The organism is Pseudomonas sp. NFX5 (assembly GCF_049132125.1).
Classification (GTDB): Bacteria; Pseudomonadota; Gammaproteobacteria; order Pseudomonadales; family Pseudomonadaceae; genus Aquipseudomonas; species Aquipseudomonas marginalis.
Genome location: NZ_JAFMZG010000027.1, coordinates 1 through 17,691, shown reverse-complemented (window position 1 = coordinate 17,691; position 17,691 = coordinate 1). Strand labels below are relative to the sequence as shown.

The 17,691-nt window shown below is 62.9% G+C and carries 19 protein-coding genes; 14 read left to right on the top strand and 5 right to left on the bottom strand.

Annotated features, from left to right (window positions below; translation table 11 throughout):
- The first annotated feature begins 91 nt into the window (after positions 1–91).
- The 11 genes from urtA to ureC all read left to right on the top strand — a co-directional run bounded on the left by urtA (position 92) and on the right by ureC (position 10,118).
- Positions 92–1,357 (top strand): urea ABC transporter substrate-binding protein, encoded by a 1,266-nt coding sequence (urtA, locus tag J1N02_RS16575; protein ID WP_027607732.1) that lies wholly within the window; start codon positions 92–94, stop codon positions 1,355–1,357.
- Between the two features lie 154 nt (positions 1,358–1,511).
- A complete protein-coding gene (gene urtB, locus J1N02_RS16570; RefSeq protein WP_146478280.1) occupies positions 1,512–3,014 on the top strand; it encodes an urea ABC transporter permease subunit UrtB in 1,503 nt (500 codons plus the stop codon).
- Complete coding sequence (gene urtC / locus J1N02_RS16565) at positions 3,014–4,081, top strand: urea ABC transporter permease subunit UrtC (protein WP_065940909.1); 1,068 nt, start codon at positions 3,014–3,016, stop codon at positions 4,079–4,081. The genes urtB and urtC overlap by 1 nt, the downstream gene beginning before the upstream one ends.
- A complete protein-coding gene (gene urtD, locus J1N02_RS16560) occupies positions 4,078–4,911 on the top strand; it encodes an urea ABC transporter ATP-binding protein UrtD (RefSeq protein WP_043293781.1) in 834 nt (277 codons plus the stop codon). Before urtC ends, urtD begins: the two co-directional genes overlap by 4 nt.
- A 12-nt stretch (positions 4,912–4,923) precedes the next feature.
- A complete protein-coding gene (gene urtE / locus J1N02_RS16555; protein ID WP_098480466.1) occupies positions 4,924–5,622 on the top strand; it encodes an urea ABC transporter ATP-binding subunit UrtE in 699 nt (232 codons plus the stop codon).
- Between the two features lie 33 nt (positions 5,623–5,655).
- Positions 5,656–6,495: an urease accessory protein UreD gene (locus J1N02_RS16550; RefSeq protein ID WP_421147492.1), complete on the top strand. Its 840-nt coding sequence runs from the start codon at positions 5,656–5,658 to the stop codon at positions 6,493–6,495.
- A 145-nt stretch (positions 6,496–6,640) separates the two neighbouring features.
- Positions 6,641–6,943: an urease subunit gamma gene (gene ureA, locus J1N02_RS16545; RefSeq protein ID WP_003171437.1), complete on the top strand. Its 303-nt coding sequence runs from the start codon at positions 6,641–6,643 to the stop codon at positions 6,941–6,943.
- A 9-nt stretch (positions 6,944–6,952) separates the two neighbouring features.
- On the top strand, positions 6,953–7,465 hold the full coding sequence (locus tag J1N02_RS16540) for a GNAT family N-acetyltransferase (protein WP_421147491.1): 513 nt from the start codon (positions 6,953–6,955) through the stop codon (positions 7,463–7,465).
- A gap of 5 nt (positions 7,466–7,470) precedes the next feature.
- Positions 7,471–8,004, top strand: a complete 534-nt coding sequence (locus J1N02_RS16535) for a GNAT family N-acetyltransferase (RefSeq protein ID WP_027607725.1) — start codon at positions 7,471–7,473, stop codon at positions 8,002–8,004.
- Positions 8,001–8,306, top strand: coding sequence for an urease subunit beta (locus J1N02_RS16530; RefSeq protein WP_027607724.1), 306 nt, complete (start codon positions 8,001–8,003; stop codon positions 8,304–8,306). The genes J1N02_RS16535 and J1N02_RS16530 overlap by 4 nt, the downstream gene beginning before the upstream one ends.
- A gap of 111 nt (positions 8,307–8,417) precedes the next feature.
- Positions 8,418–10,118, top strand: a complete 1,701-nt coding sequence (gene ureC / locus J1N02_RS16525; protein WP_027607723.1) for an urease subunit alpha — start codon at positions 8,418–8,420, stop codon at positions 10,116–10,118.
- A gap of 46 nt (positions 10,119–10,164) precedes the next feature.
- Here the strand turns inward: ureC and J1N02_RS16520 are convergent, their stop codons facing one another.
- Positions 10,165–11,103, bottom strand: coding sequence for a DnaJ C-terminal domain-containing protein (locus J1N02_RS16520; protein WP_027607722.1), 939 nt, complete (start codon positions 11,101–11,103; stop codon positions 10,165–10,167).
- A gap of 238 nt (positions 11,104–11,341) precedes the next feature.
- Here J1N02_RS16520 and J1N02_RS16515 point away from each other — a divergent pair, with 238 nt between their 5' ends.
- The gene (locus J1N02_RS16515; protein ID WP_027607721.1) at positions 11,342–12,610 is read left to right on the top strand and encodes an Hsp70 family protein; all 1,269 of its coding nucleotides are present in this window, start codon (positions 11,342–11,344) and stop codon (positions 12,608–12,610) included.
- Positions 12,611–12,751: 141 nt separating this feature from the next.
- On the opposite strand, the gene J1N02_RS16510 is transcribed toward J1N02_RS16515, so the two are convergent.
- The 3 genes from J1N02_RS16510 to J1N02_RS16500 all read right to left on the bottom strand — a co-directional run bounded on the left by J1N02_RS16510 (position 12,752) and on the right by J1N02_RS16500 (position 15,101).
- On the bottom strand, positions 12,752–13,765 hold the full coding sequence (locus J1N02_RS16510; protein WP_027607720.1) for an AI-2E family transporter: 1,014 nt from the start codon (positions 13,763–13,765) through the stop codon (positions 12,752–12,754).
- 176 nt (positions 13,766–13,941) lie between these two features.
- Positions 13,942–14,241, bottom strand: coding sequence for a PsiF family protein (locus tag J1N02_RS16505; RefSeq protein WP_421147490.1), 300 nt, complete (start codon positions 14,239–14,241; stop codon positions 13,942–13,944).
- Between the two features lie 71 nt (positions 14,242–14,312).
- On the bottom strand, positions 14,313–15,101 hold the full coding sequence (locus J1N02_RS16500; RefSeq protein WP_098480468.1) for an AraC family transcriptional regulator: 789 nt from the start codon (positions 15,099–15,101) through the stop codon (positions 14,313–14,315).
- A gap of 97 nt (positions 15,102–15,198) precedes the next feature.
- On the opposite strand from J1N02_RS16500, the gene J1N02_RS16495 reads away from it, so the two are divergent.
- On the top strand, positions 15,199–16,077 hold the full coding sequence (locus tag J1N02_RS16495; RefSeq protein WP_027607717.1) for a DMT family transporter: 879 nt from the start codon (positions 15,199–15,201) through the stop codon (positions 16,075–16,077).
- Here J1N02_RS16495 and J1N02_RS16490 read toward each other — a convergent pair.
- Entirely contained in the window at positions 16,074–16,964 is an 891-nt protein-coding gene (locus J1N02_RS16490; protein ID WP_027607716.1) for an esterase/lipase family protein, read from the bottom strand. The two genes, J1N02_RS16495 and J1N02_RS16490, sit on opposite strands and share 4 nt — an antisense overlap.
- 176 nt (positions 16,965–17,140) lie before the next feature.
- On the opposite strand from J1N02_RS16490, the gene J1N02_RS16485 reads away from it, so the two are divergent.
- Positions 17,141–17,671, top strand: a complete 531-nt coding sequence (locus J1N02_RS16485) for a ferritin-like domain-containing protein (RefSeq protein ID WP_027607715.1) — start codon at positions 17,141–17,143, stop codon at positions 17,669–17,671.
- The last annotated feature ends 20 nt before the right edge of the window (positions 17,672–17,691 follow it).

The following is a 17,691-nucleotide window of genomic DNA, read 5'->3' as shown; positions in this document are numbered from 1 at the left end:
CGTTGCGCCATCGGGCACAGCCCTTGCTAGTACCCCTTCAGCGTTCACATCGGCCTATCAAAAAAAACTAAACGTTTACGGAGACCGCACCATGAAGCGTCGCAGCTTGATCAAGGCTTTCACCCTGTCCGCCTCCATTGTCGCCATGGGCCTGACCTGGACCGTGCAGGCCGCCGAGACCATCAAGGTCGGCATCCTGCACTCGCTGTCCGGGACCATGGCCATCTCCGAAACGTCCCTCAAAGACATGGCGCTGATGACCATCGACGAGATCAACGCCAAGGGCGGGGTGAACGGCAAGATGCTTGAGCCGGTGGTGGTGGACCCGGCGTCGAACTGGCCGCTGTTCGCGGAAAAGGGCCGGCAGCTGCTGACCCAGGACAAGGTCGCCGTGGTGTTCGGCTGCTGGACCTCGGTGTCGCGCAAATCGGTATTGCCGGTGTTCGAAGAGCTCAACGGCCTGCTGTTCTACCCGGTGCAATACGAGGGTGAAGAGATGTCGCCGAACGTGTTCTACACCGGTGCGGCGCCGAACCAGCAGGCGATCCCGGCGGTGGAATACCTGATGAGCGAAGAAGGCGGCAGCGCCAAGCGTTTCTTCCTGCTCGGCACCGACTACGTGTACCCGCGCACCACCAACAAGATCCTGCGCTCGTTCCTGCATTCCAAAGGCGTGGCGGACAAGGACATCGAAGAGGTCTACACCCCGTTCGGCCATGCCGATTACCAGACCATCGTCGCCAACATCAAGAAGTTCTCCGCCGGCGGCAAGACGGCGGTGATTTCCACCGTGAACGGCGACTCCAACGTGCCGTTCTACAAGGAGCTGGCCAACCAGGGTTTGAAGGCGACCGACGTACCGGTGGTGGCCTTCTCCGTGGGTGAAGAAGAGCTGCGCGGCATCGACACCAAGCCGCTGGTGGGCAACCTCGCGGCCTGGAACTACTTCCAGTCAGTGGAGAACCCGGTGAACAAGAAGTTTGTCGCCGACTGGAAAGCCTACGCGAAGAAACACAACCTGCCAGGCGCGGACAAAGCGGTGACCAACGACCCGATGGAAGCCACCTACGTGGGCATCCACATGTGGGCGCAGGCAGCCGAGAAAGCCAAGTCCACCGACGTCGACAAAGTGCGCGAAGCCCTGGCCGGCCAGACCTTTGCCGCGCCATCGGGCTTTACCTTGACCATGGACAAGACCAACCACCACCTGCACAAGCCGGTGATGATCGGCGAGATCCAGTCCGACGGGCAGTTCTCGGTGGTGTGGCAGACCCAGGAGCCGATCCGGGCACAGCCGTGGAGCCCGTACATTCCTGGCAATGACAAGAAGCCGGACTATGCGGTGAAGAGCAACTAAGTCTCACGACAGATCAAAAATGTGGGAGGGGCGGTGCGACGATTCGACTTGCCCCCGATAGCTGAGTGTCAGGCACTGCATGTGCTGACTGATGCACCGCAATCGGGGGCAAGCCCCCTCCCACAATTGACCGCGTACGATCAGGACAATTTGTATGCCCACTGCCCTGCACCGTTTCATCCTCACGGCCCTGCTATTGCTGCCTTTGGCGGCCCATGCCGGCGACGCCGAAGACTTCCTGGCCGCCAACCCGACGCAACAAGCCAAGCTCCTCCAGGACTGGGCCGCCCAGCCCGATCCGGCGCGCATCGAGTTGGTGGACGCCCTGCAACAGGGCCAGCTCACGCTCAACGGCGAGACCAGGACCGTACGCCTGAACAACCGCCTGCGCGGCTTGATCGACAACGTGCAGGCCAGCCAGCAACTGCTCGCCGCCGACCCCAAGGTGCGCCTGGCCGCGGCACGCACCCTGCAAAAAAGCGCGCAACCGGCGCAACTCAAATTCCTCGACCAGCAGGTCGCCGCCGAGACCAACGAGGATGTGCACTCCGCCCTCAGCCTGGCCCTGGCCAACCTGCAACTGGTCGACACCGACCCGGCCGTGCGCCTCGCCGCCGTGCGTCTGCTCGGCAGTACCGGCGACCCGCTGGCCCGCACGCGCCTCGAAGCGCTGCTGGAGCCCGGGGTGGAAACCGACGCCGCCGTGCACACCGCCGCCGAGACCAGCCTGGCCCAGGTCAAACGCAAACTGATGCTGGGTGAGATCCTCGGCCAGGCCTTCAGCGGCATGTCCCTGGGCTCGATCCTGTTGCTGGCGGCCCTGGGCCTGGCGATCACCTTCGGCCTGCTCGGCGTGATCAACATGGCCCACGGCGAGATGCTGATGCTCGGTGCCTACTCCACCTACGTGGTGCAGCTGCTGATGCAGCGCTATGTGCCCCAGGCCATCGAGTTCTACCCGTTGATCGCACTGCCGGTGGCGTTCTTCGTCACCGCCGCCATCGGCATGGCCCTGGAGCGTACGGTGATTCGTCACCTGTATGGACGCCCGCTGGAAACCCTGCTCGCCACCTGGGGCATCAGCCTGATGCTGATCCAACTGGTGCGCCTGGTGTTCGGTGCGCAGAACGTCGAGGTCTCCAACCCTGCGTGGCTGTCCGGCGGGATCCAGGTGCTGCCCAACCTGGTGCTGCCCTACAACCGCATCGTGATCATCGCCTTCGCGCTGTTTGTGGTCGTGCTCACCTGGCTGCTGCTGAACAAGACGCGCCTGGGCCTCAACGTGCGCGCCGTCACCCAGAACCGCAACATGGCCGCCTGCTGCGGCGTGCCCACCGGGCGGGTGGACATGCTCGCGTTTGGCCTGGGCTCCGGTATCGCGGGCTTGGGCGGCGTGGCGCTGAGCCAGATCGGCAACGTCGGCCCTGACCTGGGCCAGAGCTATATCATCGACTCGTTCCTGGTGGTGGTACTCGGCGGCGTCGGCCAGTTGGCCGGCAGCGTGATGGCAGGGTTCGGCCTGGGTATCGCCAACAAGATCCTGGAACCGCAGATCGGTGCCGTGCTCGGCAAGATCCTGATCCTCGCGCTGATCATTCTGTTTATCCAGAAACGCCCGCAGGGACTCTTCGCACTGAAAGGACGGGTGATCGACTGATGAACCAGCCATTGATGCTTACGGCCACGCAAAAGGCCGGCCCCCAGGTGACGATTGCAGTCGGCGCGGTGGTGCTGTTGCTGCTGCTGGCCCTGCCGTTGTGTTCGCTGCTGTCGCCGGAAAACCCGCTGCATGTATCGGCCTACACCCTGACACTGGTGGGCAAGATCCTTTGCTACGCCATTGTCGCCCTGGCCCTGGACCTGGTGTGGGGCTACGCGGGGATGTTGTCCCTGGGCCACGGCCTGTTCTTTGCCCTCGGCGGTTATGCCATGGGCATGTACCTGATGCGCCAGGCCGCAGGCAGTGAGCTGCCGGCGTTCATGACGTTTTTGTCGTGGACCGAATTGCCCTGGTATTGGGTCGGCACCGAGCACTTCCTCTGGGCCCTGTGCCTGGTGGTGCTGGCGCCGGGCGTGCTGGCGCTGGTGTTCGGTTTCTTCGCGTTCCGCTCGCGGATCAAGGGCGTGTATTTCTCGATCATGACCCAGGCGCTGACCTTTGCCGGGATGCTGTTGTTCTTTCGCAACGAGACCGGGTTCGGCGGCAATAACGGCTTCACCAACTTCCGCAGCATCCTCGGTTTCGGCATCACCGAACCGGGCACGCGGGCCGTGCTGTTCGTGGCCACGGTGGTGCTGCTGGTGGCGAGCCTGTACATCGGCTGGCGCCTGGCCCGGAGCAAGTTCGGCCGGGTGCTGACCGCCCTGCGCGATGCCGAGAACCGCCTGATGTTCTGCGGCTACGACCCGCGCGGCTTCAAGCTGTTCGTGTGGGTGCTGAGCGCGGTGCTGTGCGGCCTGGCAGGCGCGTTGTACGTGCCGCAGGTGGGCATCATCAACCCGAGTGAAATGTCGCCGACCAACTCCATCGAAGCCGCCGTGTGGGTGGCCCTGGGCGGGCGTGGCACGCTGATCGGGCCGTTGCTCGGCGCCGGCGTGGTCAACGGCATGAAGAGCTGGTTCACCGTGGCCTTCCCGGAGTACTGGCTGTTCTTCCTCGGGGCGCTGTTCATCATCGTCACCCTGTACCTGCCCAAGGGCGTTATCGGGCTGTTGAAGAAATGAGGAACGTCATGCTCGAACCTATTTTCGATGCGGGCAGCGGCCGCGATGCCATCGGCATCGGCCAGGCCGCAGGCACCGGCCTGAACACCCGCCACGGCACCATCCTGACCCTGGAAGATATCAGCGTCAGCTTCGATGGGTTCAAGGCGCTCAACGACTTGAACCTGTACATCGGCGTCGGTGAATTGCGCTGCATCATCGGCCCCAACGGCGCGGGCAAGACCACCCTGATGGACGTGATCACCGGCAAGACCCGGCCCAGCCACGGCAAGGCCTGGTTTGGCGAAACCCTCGACTTGACCAGCATGAGCGAAGTGCAGATCGCCCAGGCCGGCATCGGCCGCAAGTTCCAGAAGCCCACGGTGTTCGAAGCCCTGAGCGTGTTCGAAAACCTGGAGCTGGCGCAGAAGACCGACAAGTCAGTGTGGGCCAGCCTGCGTGCGCGCCTGAGCGGCGAGCAAAAGGATGGAATCGATGAAGTGCTCGATACCATCCGCCTCACCGCCTCAATGCATCGGCCCGCCGGCTTGCTCTCCCACGGCCAGAAGCAGTTCCTGGAAATCGGCATGCTGCTGATGCAAGACCCGCAACTGTTGCTGCTGGACGAACCGGTGGCGGGCATGACCGACGCCGAGACCGAATTCACCGCCGAACTGTTCAAGCGCCTGGCGGGCAAGCATTCGTTGATGGTGGTGGAACACGACATGGGCTTTGTCGGCTCGATTGCCGACCACGTCACCGTGTTGCACCAGGGCAGCGTGCTGGCCGAAGGGTCGCTGGAACAGGTGCAGGAAAATGAGCGGGTGATCGAGGTCTACCTCGGTCGCTAAGGAGAACTGAACATGCTGCAAGTCGACAAGCTGCACCAGTACTACGGCGGTAGCCACATCCTGCGCGGGCTGTCCTTCGACGTGAAGATCGGCGAAGTCACCTGCCTGCTCGGCCGTAACGGCGTGGGCAAGACCACCCTGCTCAAATGCCTGATGGGGTTGCTGCCGGCCAAGGAAGGCGCGGTGAACTGGGAGGGCAAGGCCATCACCGGCTTCAAGCCGCACCAGCGCGTGCACGCCGGCATCGCCTACGTGCCCCAGGGCCGGGAGATTTTCGGGCGGCTGACGGTGGAAGAAAACCTGTTGATGGGGCTGTCGCGTTTTCCCGGTTCCGAAGCCAAGGAAGTGCCGGCGTTTATCTACGAACTGTTCCCGGTTTTGCTGCAAATGAAGCACCGACGTGGCGGCGATTTGTCCGGCGGCCAGCAGCAACAGTTGGCCATCGGCCGCGCCCTGGCCAGCCGCCCGCGCCTGTTGATCCTCGATGAGCCCACCGAAGGCATCCAGCCCTCGGTGATCAAGGAGATCGGCGCCGTGATCAAGAAGCTCGCGGCGCGCGGCGATATGGCGATCCTGCTGGTGGAGCAGTTCTACGACTTTGCCGCCGAACTGGCCGACCAGTACCTGGTGATGTCGCGCGGTGAAATCGTGCAGCAGGGCCGTGGTGAAAATATGGAGACTGAGGGTGTGCGCGGTTTGGTTACCATCTAACCTGTAGCGTCCTGACGATAAGCACAAGAAACCATGAACCTGCCCGTTTCCCCTGCCCTGTTCACCCCCAGCTGGCACGCCGAGCTGGACCTCGGCTACGCGCGTTTCGGCGACACCACGCGCCCGGTGATGCGCCGTCACCTTGGCCCGCTGCGGGTGCAAAAGCACCTGTACGCCGAAGGCCCCGAGGTGTGCCAGCACATCATCGTGCACCCGCCTGGCGGGATTGCCGGCGGCGACCGCCTGGACATCCGCGCCCATGTCGCCGAGGGTGCCTGGGCGCAATTGACCAGCCCCGGCGCGGCGAAGTGGTATCGCGCCAGCGGCCCGGCGTATCAGCAACTTGATCTCACCGTGGAAGCCGGCGCGACCCTGGAATGGCTGCCCCAGGAAACCATCGTGTTCAGCGCCGCCCAGGCCGAACTCAGCACCCGCATCGACCTGCACGGCGATGCCCGGCTGTTCTACTGGGACGTGATCGCCCTGGGGCGCCCGGCCAGTGGCGAGCGCTTCGACCAGGGCCACTTTCAATCGCACCTGGATATCCGCCGCGACGGCCAGTTGCTCTGGCACGAGCGCCAGCGCATTGTGGGCGCCGATGGCCTGCTCGACTCGCCCATCGGCCTGGATGGCCAACCGGTGTTCGCCACGCTGCTGGTGACCGGCGATATCGAGCCCGAATTACTCGAACACTGCCGCGCCCTGCCCCACGCCGTGCGCGGCGACCTGACCCAACTGCCCGGCTTGCTGGTCGCCCGCTGCCTGGCCAGCGAAGCGCTGCTGGCGCGGGGGTGGTTGATTGATTTATGGAAATTGTTACGCCCCGCCATGTTTGGGCGAGAGGCGGTCGCACCACGAATCTGGAGCACATGAAGATCAACAGGTGGGAGGGGGCCGGCTCCCGATAGCGGTGGGTCAGTGGCAGCTGTATTGCCTGATACCGCCCTATCGGGGGCAAGCCCCCTCCCACACTTAATCTCCACTGTATTTACGAATGTATTTCACGACGGACTGAACCATGGACCTGACCCCACGGGAAAAAGACAAACTGCTGATCTTCACCGCCGGCTTAGTCGCCGAACGGCGCCTGGCGCGCGGTGTGAAGCTCAACTACCCGGAAACCATCGCCTATATCTCCGCCGCCTTGATGGAAGGCGCCCGCGATGGCCGCACCGTGGCCGACCTGATGCACTACGGCACCACCCTGCTCAGCCGTGAACAGGTGATGGAAGGCATCCCGGAAATGATCCCGGATATCCAGGTGGAAGCCACCTTCCCCGACGGCACCAAGCTGGTGACCGTCCACCAACCCATCGCGTGAGGCACGGCCATGATTCGTGATGCAACCGAGCAAGACCTGCCGGCGATCCGCGACATCTACAACGACGCGGTACTCAACACCACGGCAATCTGGAACGAACAACCGGTGGACCTCGGCAACCGCCAGGCCTGGTTCAGTGCACGCCAGGCCCAGGGCTATCCGATCCTGGTCGCAGTGGAGAACGATGAAGTCACCGGCTACGCCTCATTCGGCGACTGGCGCCCGTTCGAAGGCTTTCGCTACAGCGTCGAACACTCGGTGTACGTACGCAACGACCAGCGCGGCAAGGGCCTCGGCCCACGCCTGATGCAAACCCTGATCGAGCGCACCCGCAGTGGCGGCAAACACGTAATGGTGGCGGCCATCGAAAGCGGCAACCTGGCCTCGATCCGCCTGCATGAACGCCTGGGTTTCGTCACCACCGGGCAAATGCCCCAAGTGGGCATCAAGTTCGGCCGCTGGCTGGACCTGACCTTTATGCAACTGACATTGAATCCGGGCGCGCAACCGCCCAAGGAGTGAGTTCGATGAACGCCGCGCAACTGCGTCGAGTCAATGCTGAAAGTTTTGCCCACTACCGTCGGGGCCTGATCGAGCTGTTGCTGGATGCGGTCAAGCACGGTGCGTCGGTGGGTTTCATGGCCGACTTCGATGAGGCCCAGGCCCGTGCCTATCTGGACGGGGTACAGGCGAGCATTGAAGACGCCAGCCTGTTGCTGTGGGTGGTGGTGCGCGATGAGCAGGTGATCGCCAGCGTACAGTTGGCGCTGTGCCAGAAAGCCAACGGCCTGAACCGCGCCGAAGTGCAAAAGCTGCTGGTGCACAGCAACGCGCGGCGCCACGGCCTGGGCCAACAATTGATGAACACCCTGGAACTCGCCGCGCGTCAGCACAAGCGCGGCCTGCTGTACCTGGACACCGAAGCCGGCTCGCCTGCCGAAGCCTTCTACCAGTCGCTGCGCTACACCAAGATCGGTGAACTGCCCGACTACTGCCAAAGCCCGGACGGGCGCTACAGCCCGACCGCCATCTACTTCAAGACCCTGGGGCAACCTGCATGATTCCTGGCGAATATCAGATCCAGCCTGGCGAGATCGAACTCAACGTCGGCCGACGCACCGTCACCCTCAGCGTGGCCAACAGCGGCGACCGGCCGATCCAGGTGGGTTCGCACTACCATTTTTTCGAGACCAATGACGCGCTGACATTTGACCGCCCATTGAGCCGCGGCATGCGCCTGAATATTCCGGCGGGCACGGCGGTGCGGTTCGAGCCGGGGCAGAGCCGTGAGGTCGAGCTGGTGGATTTGAGCGGCGGGCGGCGGGTGTTCGGGTTTGCCGGGCGGATCATGGGCGACCTTTAGGGCCTCATCGGGGGCAAGCCCCCTCCCACAGGGGAACGCATTCCAAAGGTGGGAGGGGGCTTGCCCCCGATAGCGATTTCACATTCAACACAAATATTTCAGGGCACACACATGAAAATCAGCCGCCAAGCCTACGCCGACATGTACGGCCCCACCGTCGGTGACAAGGTGCGCCTGGCCGACACCGAGCTGTTCGTCGAAGTCGAGCAGGACTTCACCGTCTACGGCGAAGAAGTGAAATTCGGCGGCGGCAAAGTGATCCGCGACGGCCAGGGCCAGAGCCAATTGCTCGCCCATGAAGTCGTCGACACCCTGATCACCAACGCGCTGATCATCGATCACTGGGGCATCGTCAAGGCCGACGTCGGCTTGAAGAACGGCCGCATCCACGCGATCGGCAAGGCCGGTAACCCGGATATCCAGCCCGGCGTGACCATGGCCATCGGCGCCAGCACCGAAGTGATCGCCGGCGAAGGCATGATCCTCACCGCCGGCGGCATCGACTCCCACGTGCATTTCATCTGCCCGCAGCAGATCGAAGAGGCGCTGACCAGCGGCGTCACCACCATGATCGGCGGCGGCACCGGGCCGGCCACCGGCACCAACGCCACCACCTGCACCTCCGGGCCCTGGCACCTGGCGCGCATGCTGCAGGCCAGCGACTCGTTCCCGATGAACATAGGGTTGACCGGCAAGGGCAACGCCAGCTTGCCCGAGCCGTTGATCGAGCAGGTCAAGGCCGGCGCCATCGGCTTGAAGCTGCACGAAGACTGGGGCACCACGCCCGCCAGCATCGACAACTGCCTGAGCGTCGCCGACCAGTACGACGTACAGGTGGCGATCCACAGCGACACCCTCAACGAATCCGGCTTTGTCGAAACCACCCTGGCCGCGCTCAAGGGCCGCACCATCCACACCTACCACACCGAAGGTGCCGGCGGCGGCCACGCGCCGGACATCATCAAGGCCTGCGGCTTTCCCAATGTGCTGCCCAGCTCCACCAACCCGACGCGGCCGTTCACGCGCAACACCATCGACGAGCACCTGGACATGTTGATGGTCTGCCATCACCTGGACCCGAGCATTGCCGAAGACGTGGCCTTCGCCGAAAGCCGCATCCGCCGCGAGACCATCGCCGCCGAAGACATCCTGCACGACCTCGGCGCGTTCTCGATGATCAGCTCCGACAGCCAGGCCATGGGCCGCGTCGGTGAAGTGATCACGCGCACCTGGCAGACCGCCGACAAGATGAAGAAACAGCGCGGCGCCCTGCCCGGTGACGGCCCCGGCAACGACAACTTCCGCGCCAAGCGCTACATCGCCAAGTACACCATCAACCCGGCGATCACCCACGGCATCAGCCATATCGTCGGTTCCATCGAAGTGGGCAAGTGGGCTGACCTGGTGCTGTGGCGCCCGGCGTTCTTCGGCATCAAGCCGACCCTGATCCTCAAGGGCGGCGCGATTGCGTCCAGCCTGATGGGCGATGCCAATGCATCGATCCCCACCCCGCAGCCGGTGCACTATCGCCCGATGTTCGCCAGTTTCGGCAGCTCATTGCATGCCACCAGCCTGACCTTTATCAGCCAGGCAGCCCTGGACGCAGGCTTGCCGCAAGCCCTGGGCCTGAAGAAACAGATTGGGGTGGTGAAAGGGTGTCGCGATGTGCAGAAAACCGACCTGATCCACAACGATTACCTGCCGGACATCGAGGTGGACCCACAGACCTATCAGGTCAAGGCCGACGGGGTGCTGCTGTGGTGTGAGCCGGCGGATGTGTTGCCGATGGCGCAGCGGTATTTCCTGTTCTGACTTGAAACCTGTGGTGAGGGAGCTTGTGCCCTCACCACAAATCCCCTTAGAACTGCTCGCGCGGATTGAACGCGGCTTTTTTTGCCAGCTCCTGCCACAACGCTTTCACGTCGTCATCGCCTGCCGGCGGCATCACCGCCTTGAGCTGCACGTACAGGAAGCCGCGCTGCCCGGCCTTGTTCAGCAAACCATGGCCCTTGGCGCGCATGCGCTGGCCGTTCTGGCTGCCGGCCGGCACCTTGAGGTTGATCTTGCCGGTCAGGGTCGGCACGGCCACTTCCGCGCCCAACGCCAACTCCCACGGCGCCAGCGGCAGGTTGATGATCAGGTTTTCGCCATCCACTTCGAACTTCGGGTGCGGCGCAAACTTGACGATCAGGTACAGGTCACCGTTGGCCCCGCCGCCAACACCCGGTGCGCCCTGGCCCTTGAGGCGAATACGCTCACCGTCGGCCACGCCGGCGGGGATCTTCACGTTCAGGCTCTTGGTGGTGTTGCTGACATGCCGGCCCGAGGCGTCGTATTGCGGCACCTGGAAGCTGATCTGCTTGGACTCGGTGGACAGTGTCTCTTCGAGGAACACCGACAGCTGCATCTCCACGTCCTGGCCTTTACGCCCGGTTGGACGGCGCTGGCCGCCACCGAAGGCATCGCCACGCCCGCCAAAGATCGAGCTGAAGAAGTCGGAAAAATCCTCGGTGCCCTGGCCACCGCCAAACCCGCCACGGCTCTGCCAGCCTGGCGGGCCCTGGAACGGCTGGCCATGCTGGCCGTATTTGCGCAGTTCGTCGTATTCGGCGCGCTTGTCGGCGCTTTTAAGCGCTTCATAGGCTTCGGACGCGTCCTTGAACTTGGCTTCGGCGTCTTTTTCCTTGCTCACGTCCGGGTGATATTTGCGCGCGAGCTTGCGATAGGCGGCCTTGATTTCCTTGTCATCGGCGCTCGGCTCGACACCCAGAATCTTGTAGTAGTCTTTGAAATCCATCGGCGGTTCACCATCGTTAATCGAGATCGCACAGCCCGGGGCACAACGTGCGCTGGTTTGCACCTGTTGAGTCTTGTGGCCTGGGGGTGCGTCAAAGTGTTATCGGCGCTTGCCGTATGCAGCAGATGTGGGGGCGAATGCTGAACTTTCAAGCACGATTTAACGGATGGTCGGCCTACGCATCCGCCCTCGACTGGCATACACTGCGCGGCCGTTTTTCAACCGGAACCCGATAGACATGAAAAACCCATCCCCAGCCCGTGCCTGCGGTATCGACTTCGGCACGTCCAACTCCACCGTCGGCTGGATCCGCCCCGGCATGGAAACGCTTATCGCGCTGGAGGACGACAAGATCACCCTGCCGTCGGTGGTGTTCTTCAACTTCGAGGAGCGCCGCCCGGTCTACGGTCGCCTGGCCCTGCACGAATACCTGGAGAACTACGAAGGCCGGCTGATGCGCTCGCTCAAGAGCCTGCTGGGTTCCAAGTTGATCAAGCACGACACCAGCGTATTGGGCACGGCGATGCCGTTCACCGACCTGCTGGCGCTGTTTATCGGCCAACTCAAGAGCCGCGCCGAAGCCACCGCCGGCCGCGAATTCGAAGAAGTGGTGCTGGGCCGCCCGGTGTTTTTCGTCGATGACGACCCGATGGCCGACCAGGAAGCCGAAAACACCCTGGTCGACGTAGCGCGCAAGATCGGTTTCAAGGACATCTCGTTCCAGTACGAACCGATTGCCGCTGCGTTCGACTACGAGTCCACCATCGAGAAGGAAGAGCTGGTACTGATCGTCGACATCGGCGGGGGTACGTCCGACTTCTCGCTGGTGCGCCTGTCCCCGGAGCGCCGCCACAACGACAACCGCCAGGACGACATCCTCGCCACCGGCGGCGTGCACATCGGCGGGACCGACTTCGACAAGCAACTGTCCCTGGCCGGCATGATGCCGCTGTTCGGCTATGGCAGCCGCATGAAAAGCGGTGCCTACATGCCCACCAGCCACCACATGAACCTGGCGACCTGGCACACCATCAACTCGGTGTACTCGCAGAAATCCCAGCTGGCCCTGGGCAGCATGCGCTATGACATCGAAGACACCGGCGGCATCGATCGCCTGTTCAAGCTGATCGAACAGCGCGCCGGGCACTGGCTGGCCATGGAAGTGGAAGAGACCAAGATCCAGCTCACCCACGAAGACAGCCGCCACGTGCCGCTGGACCGGGTTGAAGCGGGGTTGAGCGTGGACCTGAGCCGCGCACTGTTCGAGTCGGCCATCGATGGCTTGCTGGAGCGCGTGCGCAACAGCGTGACGCAGTTGCTCACCGACGCTTCCGTGGAGGTGGCCCAGGTGGACACGGTGTTCTTCACCGGCGGTTCCAGCGGCATCCCGGCGCTGCGCCACAGCATCTCGGCCATGCTGCCGAATGCCCGGCATGTGGAGGGGAATATCTTCGGCAGTATCGGCAGTGGTTTGGCGATCGAGGCGAGCAAGCGCTACGGCTGCTGAGTTTTACCTGAAATACCGTGGCGACTTCATCGGGGGCAAGCCCCCTCCCACACTGACCGTGTTCACAAGTCGACCGGTGTAGACACAGTAAATGTGGGAGGGGGCTTGCCCCCGATGGGGCCCGCCCAGGCAACACACGCCTTAAACCATACCACCGAGCTTCAGCTCACTCTTCAGATACGCATAGTAAATCGGCCCCGCCACCACCCCCGGCAAACCAAACGCCGCTTCAAACACCAGCATCGCCAGGAGTAACTCCCACGACTTGGCACTGATCTGCCCGCCGACGATGCGCGCGTTGAGGAAGTACTCGACCTTGTGGATCACGATCAGATACCCCAGCGCCGCCACCGCCACCCAGATCGACAACGACAGCGCGACGATGGTGATCAGGGTGTTGGACATCAGGTTGCCAATCACTGGCAACAGGCCGAGCAGGAAGGTCAGCACGATCAGGGTCTTGGTCAGCGGCAGGTGGATGCCGCACAGCGGAAGCACCACGGCGAGGAACACGGCGGTGAAGGCGGTGTTGAGCGCGGCGATCTTGATCTGCGCGAAGACGATATTGCGAAAGGCCTGGACCAGCAGGTGCAGGCGGTCGAACAGCGCCGCGGCCAGGGGTTTGCGCTTGGTCAGGTCGGGCACCCGCTGCAGGGCGATGATCGCACCGAGCACCATGCCGATCAGCAGGGTAACGAACATGTGGGCGGCGTCTTTGCCGACCAGTTGCAGTTCGCTCAGGTGCTTGCTCAGCCAGTCGCCGATAGCCACGCGGAATTCGGCGGCGCTGGCGGGCAGGTAGGCATCGAGGAACGGCGGCAGTTGGCCGCGCGCGCGGTCGACTACGCCCATGAACTTATCCAGGGAGGCGCCGGGGTTTTCCGCTTCATGAAGCAGGAAGCTGATGGCGCCGGCGAAGATCAGGGCCAGCACGCTGACGATCAGGGTGCCGAGCAAGGCCACCGCCAACCAGCGCGCGCGGCGCCCTTCGATCAGCCGTTGCAGTTGGGGGGTGAGCATGTTGACCAGTTCATAGACCAACAGGCCGGCCAGCAGGCTGGGCAGCAATTTCAGCGGCAATACCAGCAGCAACCCGCCGAAAATGATGATGTAGCTGGCCAGCAATAACACGTGACGCTGAGAAAACGTTGGCATACAGCCTCAAAACGAACGGCGTTAAAGGATGTGTAGGAGCGAGCTTGCTCGCGAAGGTCGCCAACGATAACGCGTTTATTCTGAATAAACGCGGGGTAATTGCGTTCTTCGCGAGCAAGCTCGCTCCTACAGAGGGGCTGTGTGCGAGTGTCGCAGCCTTCTGGGGCCTGGGGCTATCAATTCTTCAGGCAGGTGCTCATGAACGTCTTGCGGGCATCGCCGGTCAGCGCCTTGGTTTTCGCCGACGCATTGCAATCCTTCATCTTCTGCTGTTGCGGGGTGAGCGTCTTCGCATCATTGGCTGCCGGCGCCGACAGGCAGGTTTTCATGAAAGCCTTGCGCTCGTCGCCCTTGAGCGTCTTGGTAGTGGCTTCGGCATTGCAGGTGGTCATCTTGTTTTGCTGGGCAGTGGCGGCAAAGCCCTGGGAACACAGCAGCAGGCCCATCATCAACAGCAGAATACGCAGCATCTTCATGGAGTTTTCTCCCTGTTACCGTGCCGGGAGGCACGGCCTACCCAGCAGTGTAGCCAAACCTTGTTACATCTTCATCGGCTGCGAATATTCGTCCGCCGGTACTGCTCCGGGGTGCAGCCGGCCTGGCGTTGGAACATCGCGATAAACGCCGAGGCGCTGCTGTAGCCGAGGTCAAACGCCACATTTTGCACACTGCGCTCGCTGTCGAGGGCTTCGATGGCGGCGAGGTAGCGCAGGCGCTGGCGCCATTCGCCGAAGCTCATGCCCAGCTCGCGCACAAATTGTCGCGCCAGGGTGCGCTCGCTCACATGCACCTGGTCGGCCCAGTGCGCCAGGGGGCGATTGTCAGCGGGGTCGGCCTGCATGCCTTCCAACACGCCGAGCAGCCCGGGGTGGCGGGCGTAGGGCAAAAAACCCTCGTGGATCGGCGCCTGCCTGAGCTGGTCGACCAGCACCTGGGCCAGGCGAATATCGGCGTCGGAGTGCGGGATGTTGACGTCACGCTGGGCGAAGTCGCTAAGGATGGCCTTGAGGATTTCGCTGATCGCCAGGGTGCAGGGCTGCTGGGGCAATTGCTCGCAAAGCTGCGGTGAAAGGCCCACCGAACGGTAGACAATCGCCTGGGCATTGTAGGAACTGTGTTCGGTATTGGGTGGGATCCACACCGCGTACTGCGGTGGCGACATAAAGCGGTTGCCGGCCACTTCCATGCGCATTACGCCACTGGCGGAGTAGTCCAGCGAGCCCCAGACATGCTGGTGCGGGGTGCACTCCGTGTCGGGGGCAAAGTCGGAGTAACGGAAGTACACGGGGCTTGGCAGGCTGCCAAAATCCGCAAGGCGTACGGTGTGTCGGGCCATATTGTCTGGATACAGAGGTCGTTTGTCTGGATCGCAGTATAGGCTTCGATCCAGACAAGGGATAATCCTGGCTCATCAACACATCTGGTTTCTTTCGATGCAATACGCGTATCCCCTGCTGGCCATCTTTATCTGGGCCGGCAATACCGTGGTCAATAAACTGGCCGTGGGTTCGATCTTCCCGGCTGAAATCGGCTTTTATCGCTGGTTGCTGGCGGCCCTGCTCTTTACGCCGTTCATGCTCAAGCCGGTCATCGCCCACTGGCCGCTGATCCGCCCGAACCTGGGCAAGATCGGCATCCTTGGCGTGCTGGGCATGGCGGTGTACCAGAGCCTGGCGTACTACGCTGCCTCGCTGACCAGCGCCACCAATATGGGCATCATCCTGTCGTTGATGCCGTTGATGGCCTTGACGGCGGCCATCATCAGCCTGGGCCAGCGCCTGACCTTGGGCGCACTGACGGGGGCGGTGCTGTCATTCGCAGGGGTAGTGGTGGTGGTGTCGGCCGGCAGCCTCGGCGCGTTGCTGCAGCACGGCGTGAACCTGGGCGATGCGATGATGCTGGTCGCGACCCTGGCGTACGCGGTCTACAGCACCCTGTTGAAAAAATGGCAACTGCGCCTGCCGCCGCTGGTGCTCCTGTATCTGCAGGTGCTGGTGGCGGTGGTGGTGCTGTTTCCGCTGTTTCTGTTCTCGGCAAAAGCCGGCCTGGGCTGGACGAATATTCCGCTGGTGCTCTATGCATGCTTGCTGGCTTCGATGCTGGCGCCACTGGCGTGGATGCACTCGGTGAAGACCCTGGGCCCCAGCCGCACCACGTTGTTTTTCAACCTGCTGCCGTTGATTACCGCATTGATTGCGGCCGTGGTGCTCAGGGAAGAATTGGCGTTGTATCACCTGGTGGGCGGTTTGCTGACCTTGGGCGGGGTGATTTTGTCGGAGCGCTGGACCACGCCGGTGCGCCGCCAGGCTTAAACCCCGGCCGCCTTCAGGCGCTGGGCATGCTCGACGAACAACCGAATCGGCTCGGCGCCCTTGCCGACCAGGCCCATGGATTGGTTGACGATATCGAAGTGGTCCAGGGCGTAGTCATCGCCGATCACCCGCCCCAGGTGCGAGCTGCAGCGCCCGACCATGCCGTCGCACTGGCCCTTCTCGCGCACGAAGCTGCGGGCGAACAATCGGCAGCTGCGATTCGTCCCGTCCAGCAGGTTGCGTCCGCGATCGGTCTTGCCCGGTTGCAAGGTGCCGGACCATGAGTAGTAGCGCACGCCATTGTCCACCTCCGCCCCGTGCCCGCCCCAGGTATGCGGCAACCCTTGGGGATACTTGCGGTTGAACAGCGCCACGCCTGCGCTGGTCAGGGAATGGTGGGACGCCTGCAAGTCCGCCTTGAAACGCGGGCCGCGATAGCCGGTTTCCAGCAGGCTCATCACCGTTGCAACCAGATGAAACAGCGCGCTCATCAGCCGGCCCTTCACGCTGTCGGCCGGATAATGGGCGTGGATATGGTCCGCCAGTTCCGAACCGTGGTTGGGCCCGGCCACCGACGTCACCGACGCCACCCACTCCGGGCGCTTGGCCGCCGCATAACGGGCGGTCAGCGCGCCCTGGCTATGGCCGATCAGGTTGACCTTGTCGGCGCCGGTCTCAAGGCGAATCCGCTCGATCTGCGCCAGCAACTGCTCGCCACGCACCTCGCTGGAGTCCAGCGGCGCCACCTGGATGGGAAACACCTGCGCCCCACCCGCCCGCAGTGCCGGGACAATGCCGTACCAGTAGGGGAAGAACCCCAGGCGCACGAACCCCAGCATGCCGGGCACCAGCACCAAGGGATAACGCGTGGCTAACGACTGCGACATGAAGCGAACGTCCTTGATCAAGAGAGGATGATGGCAGGCTAGCCCAATTCCGGCGACGCGCTGATGACACGCCTGGCAAATCCAATAAAACTTTTTGCTGCGCCCGTGACTCACAACTGGGAGCGATCACGCCGACAGAGCGTGGCGTAAAACCGGATTAGCCCCAGGAGATTGAGATGACTGAAGCAAACTTGACTGACGTTGCGACCCTGCGCAGCCGCGCCCGCCAGAACGTCGAAAACGGTGCCGTGACCGAGGGCTATGACGCCGACCGCGAAGAGATCATCCGCCTGCTCAACGGCTCCCTGGCCACTGAACTGGTGTGTGTGCTGCGCTACAAGCGCCACTACTTCATGGCCAGCGGCGTTAAAGCTGCCGTCGCCGCGCAGGAATTCCTCGAACACGCCACCCAGGAAGCCGAGCACGCCGACAAACTCGCCGAACGCATCGTGCAGCTGGGCGGCGAGCCCGAGTTCAACCCGGACCTGCTGTCGAAGAACTCCCATGCCCAATACGTGGCCGGTAACAGCTTGAAGGAAATGGTCTACGAAGACCTGGTGGCCGAGCGGATCGCGGTGGACAGCTACCGCGAAATCATCCAGTACATCGGTGACAAGGATCCGACCACGCGCCGTCTGTTTGAAGAGATCCTGGCTCAGGAAGAAGAGCATGCGGACGATATGGCCGACATCCTAGAAAGCCTGTAAATAGCGCAAAACCAATGTGG

What these genes read in the sequence shown, in the direction of transcription:
- urtA (WP_027607732.1), top strand. Translation starts at nt 92, where the DNA reads ATGAAGCGTCGCAGCTTGATCAAGGCTTTCACCCTGTCCGCCTCCATT.
- urtB (WP_146478280.1), top strand. Translation starts at nt 1,512, where the DNA reads ATGCCCACTGCCCTGCACCGTTTCATCCTCACGGCCCTGCTATTGCTG.
- urtC (WP_065940909.1), top strand. Translation starts at nt 3,014, where the DNA reads ATGAACCAGCCATTGATGCTTACGGCCACGCAAAAGGCCGGCCCCCAG.
- urtD (WP_043293781.1), top strand. Translation starts at nt 4,078, where the DNA reads ATGAGGAACGTCATGCTCGAACCTATTTTCGATGCGGGCAGCGGCCGC.
- urtE (WP_098480466.1), top strand. Translation starts at nt 4,924, where the DNA reads ATGCTGCAAGTCGACAAGCTGCACCAGTACTACGGCGGTAGCCACATC.
- J1N02_RS16550 (WP_421147492.1), top strand. Translation starts at nt 5,656, where the DNA reads ATGAACCTGCCCGTTTCCCCTGCCCTGTTCACCCCCAGCTGGCACGCC.
- ureA (WP_003171437.1), top strand. Translation starts at nt 6,641, where the DNA reads ATGGACCTGACCCCACGGGAAAAAGACAAACTGCTGATCTTCACCGCC.
- J1N02_RS16540 (WP_421147491.1), top strand. Translation starts at nt 6,953, where the DNA reads ATGATTCGTGATGCAACCGAGCAAGACCTGCCGGCGATCCGCGACATC.
- J1N02_RS16535 (WP_027607725.1), top strand. Translation starts at nt 7,471, where the DNA reads ATGAACGCCGCGCAACTGCGTCGAGTCAATGCTGAAAGTTTTGCCCAC.
- J1N02_RS16530 (WP_027607724.1), top strand. Translation starts at nt 8,001, where the DNA reads ATGATTCCTGGCGAATATCAGATCCAGCCTGGCGAGATCGAACTCAAC.
- ureC (WP_027607723.1), top strand. Translation starts at nt 8,418, where the DNA reads ATGAAAATCAGCCGCCAAGCCTACGCCGACATGTACGGCCCCACCGTC.
- J1N02_RS16520 (WP_027607722.1), bottom strand. Translation starts at nt 11,103, where the DNA reads ATGGATTTCAAAGACTACTACAAGATTCTGGGTGTCGAGCCGAGCGCC.
- J1N02_RS16515 (WP_027607721.1), top strand. Translation starts at nt 11,342, where the DNA reads ATGAAAAACCCATCCCCAGCCCGTGCCTGCGGTATCGACTTCGGCACG.
- J1N02_RS16510 (WP_027607720.1), bottom strand. Translation starts at nt 13,765, where the DNA reads ATGCCAACGTTTTCTCAGCGTCACGTGTTATTGCTGGCCAGCTACATC.
- J1N02_RS16505 (WP_421147490.1), bottom strand. Translation starts at nt 14,241, where the DNA reads ATGAAGATGCTGCGTATTCTGCTGTTGATGATGGGCCTGCTGCTGTGT.
- J1N02_RS16500 (WP_098480468.1), bottom strand. Translation starts at nt 15,101, where the DNA reads ATGGCCCGACACACCGTACGCCTTGCGGATTTTGGCAGCCTGCCAAGC.
- J1N02_RS16495 (WP_027607717.1), top strand. Translation starts at nt 15,199, where the DNA reads ATGCAATACGCGTATCCCCTGCTGGCCATCTTTATCTGGGCCGGCAAT.
- J1N02_RS16490 (WP_027607716.1), bottom strand. Translation starts at nt 16,964, where the DNA reads ATGTCGCAGTCGTTAGCCACGCGTTATCCCTTGGTGCTGGTGCCCGGC.
- J1N02_RS16485 (WP_027607715.1), top strand. Translation starts at nt 17,141, where the DNA reads ATGACTGAAGCAAACTTGACTGACGTTGCGACCCTGCGCAGCCGCGCC.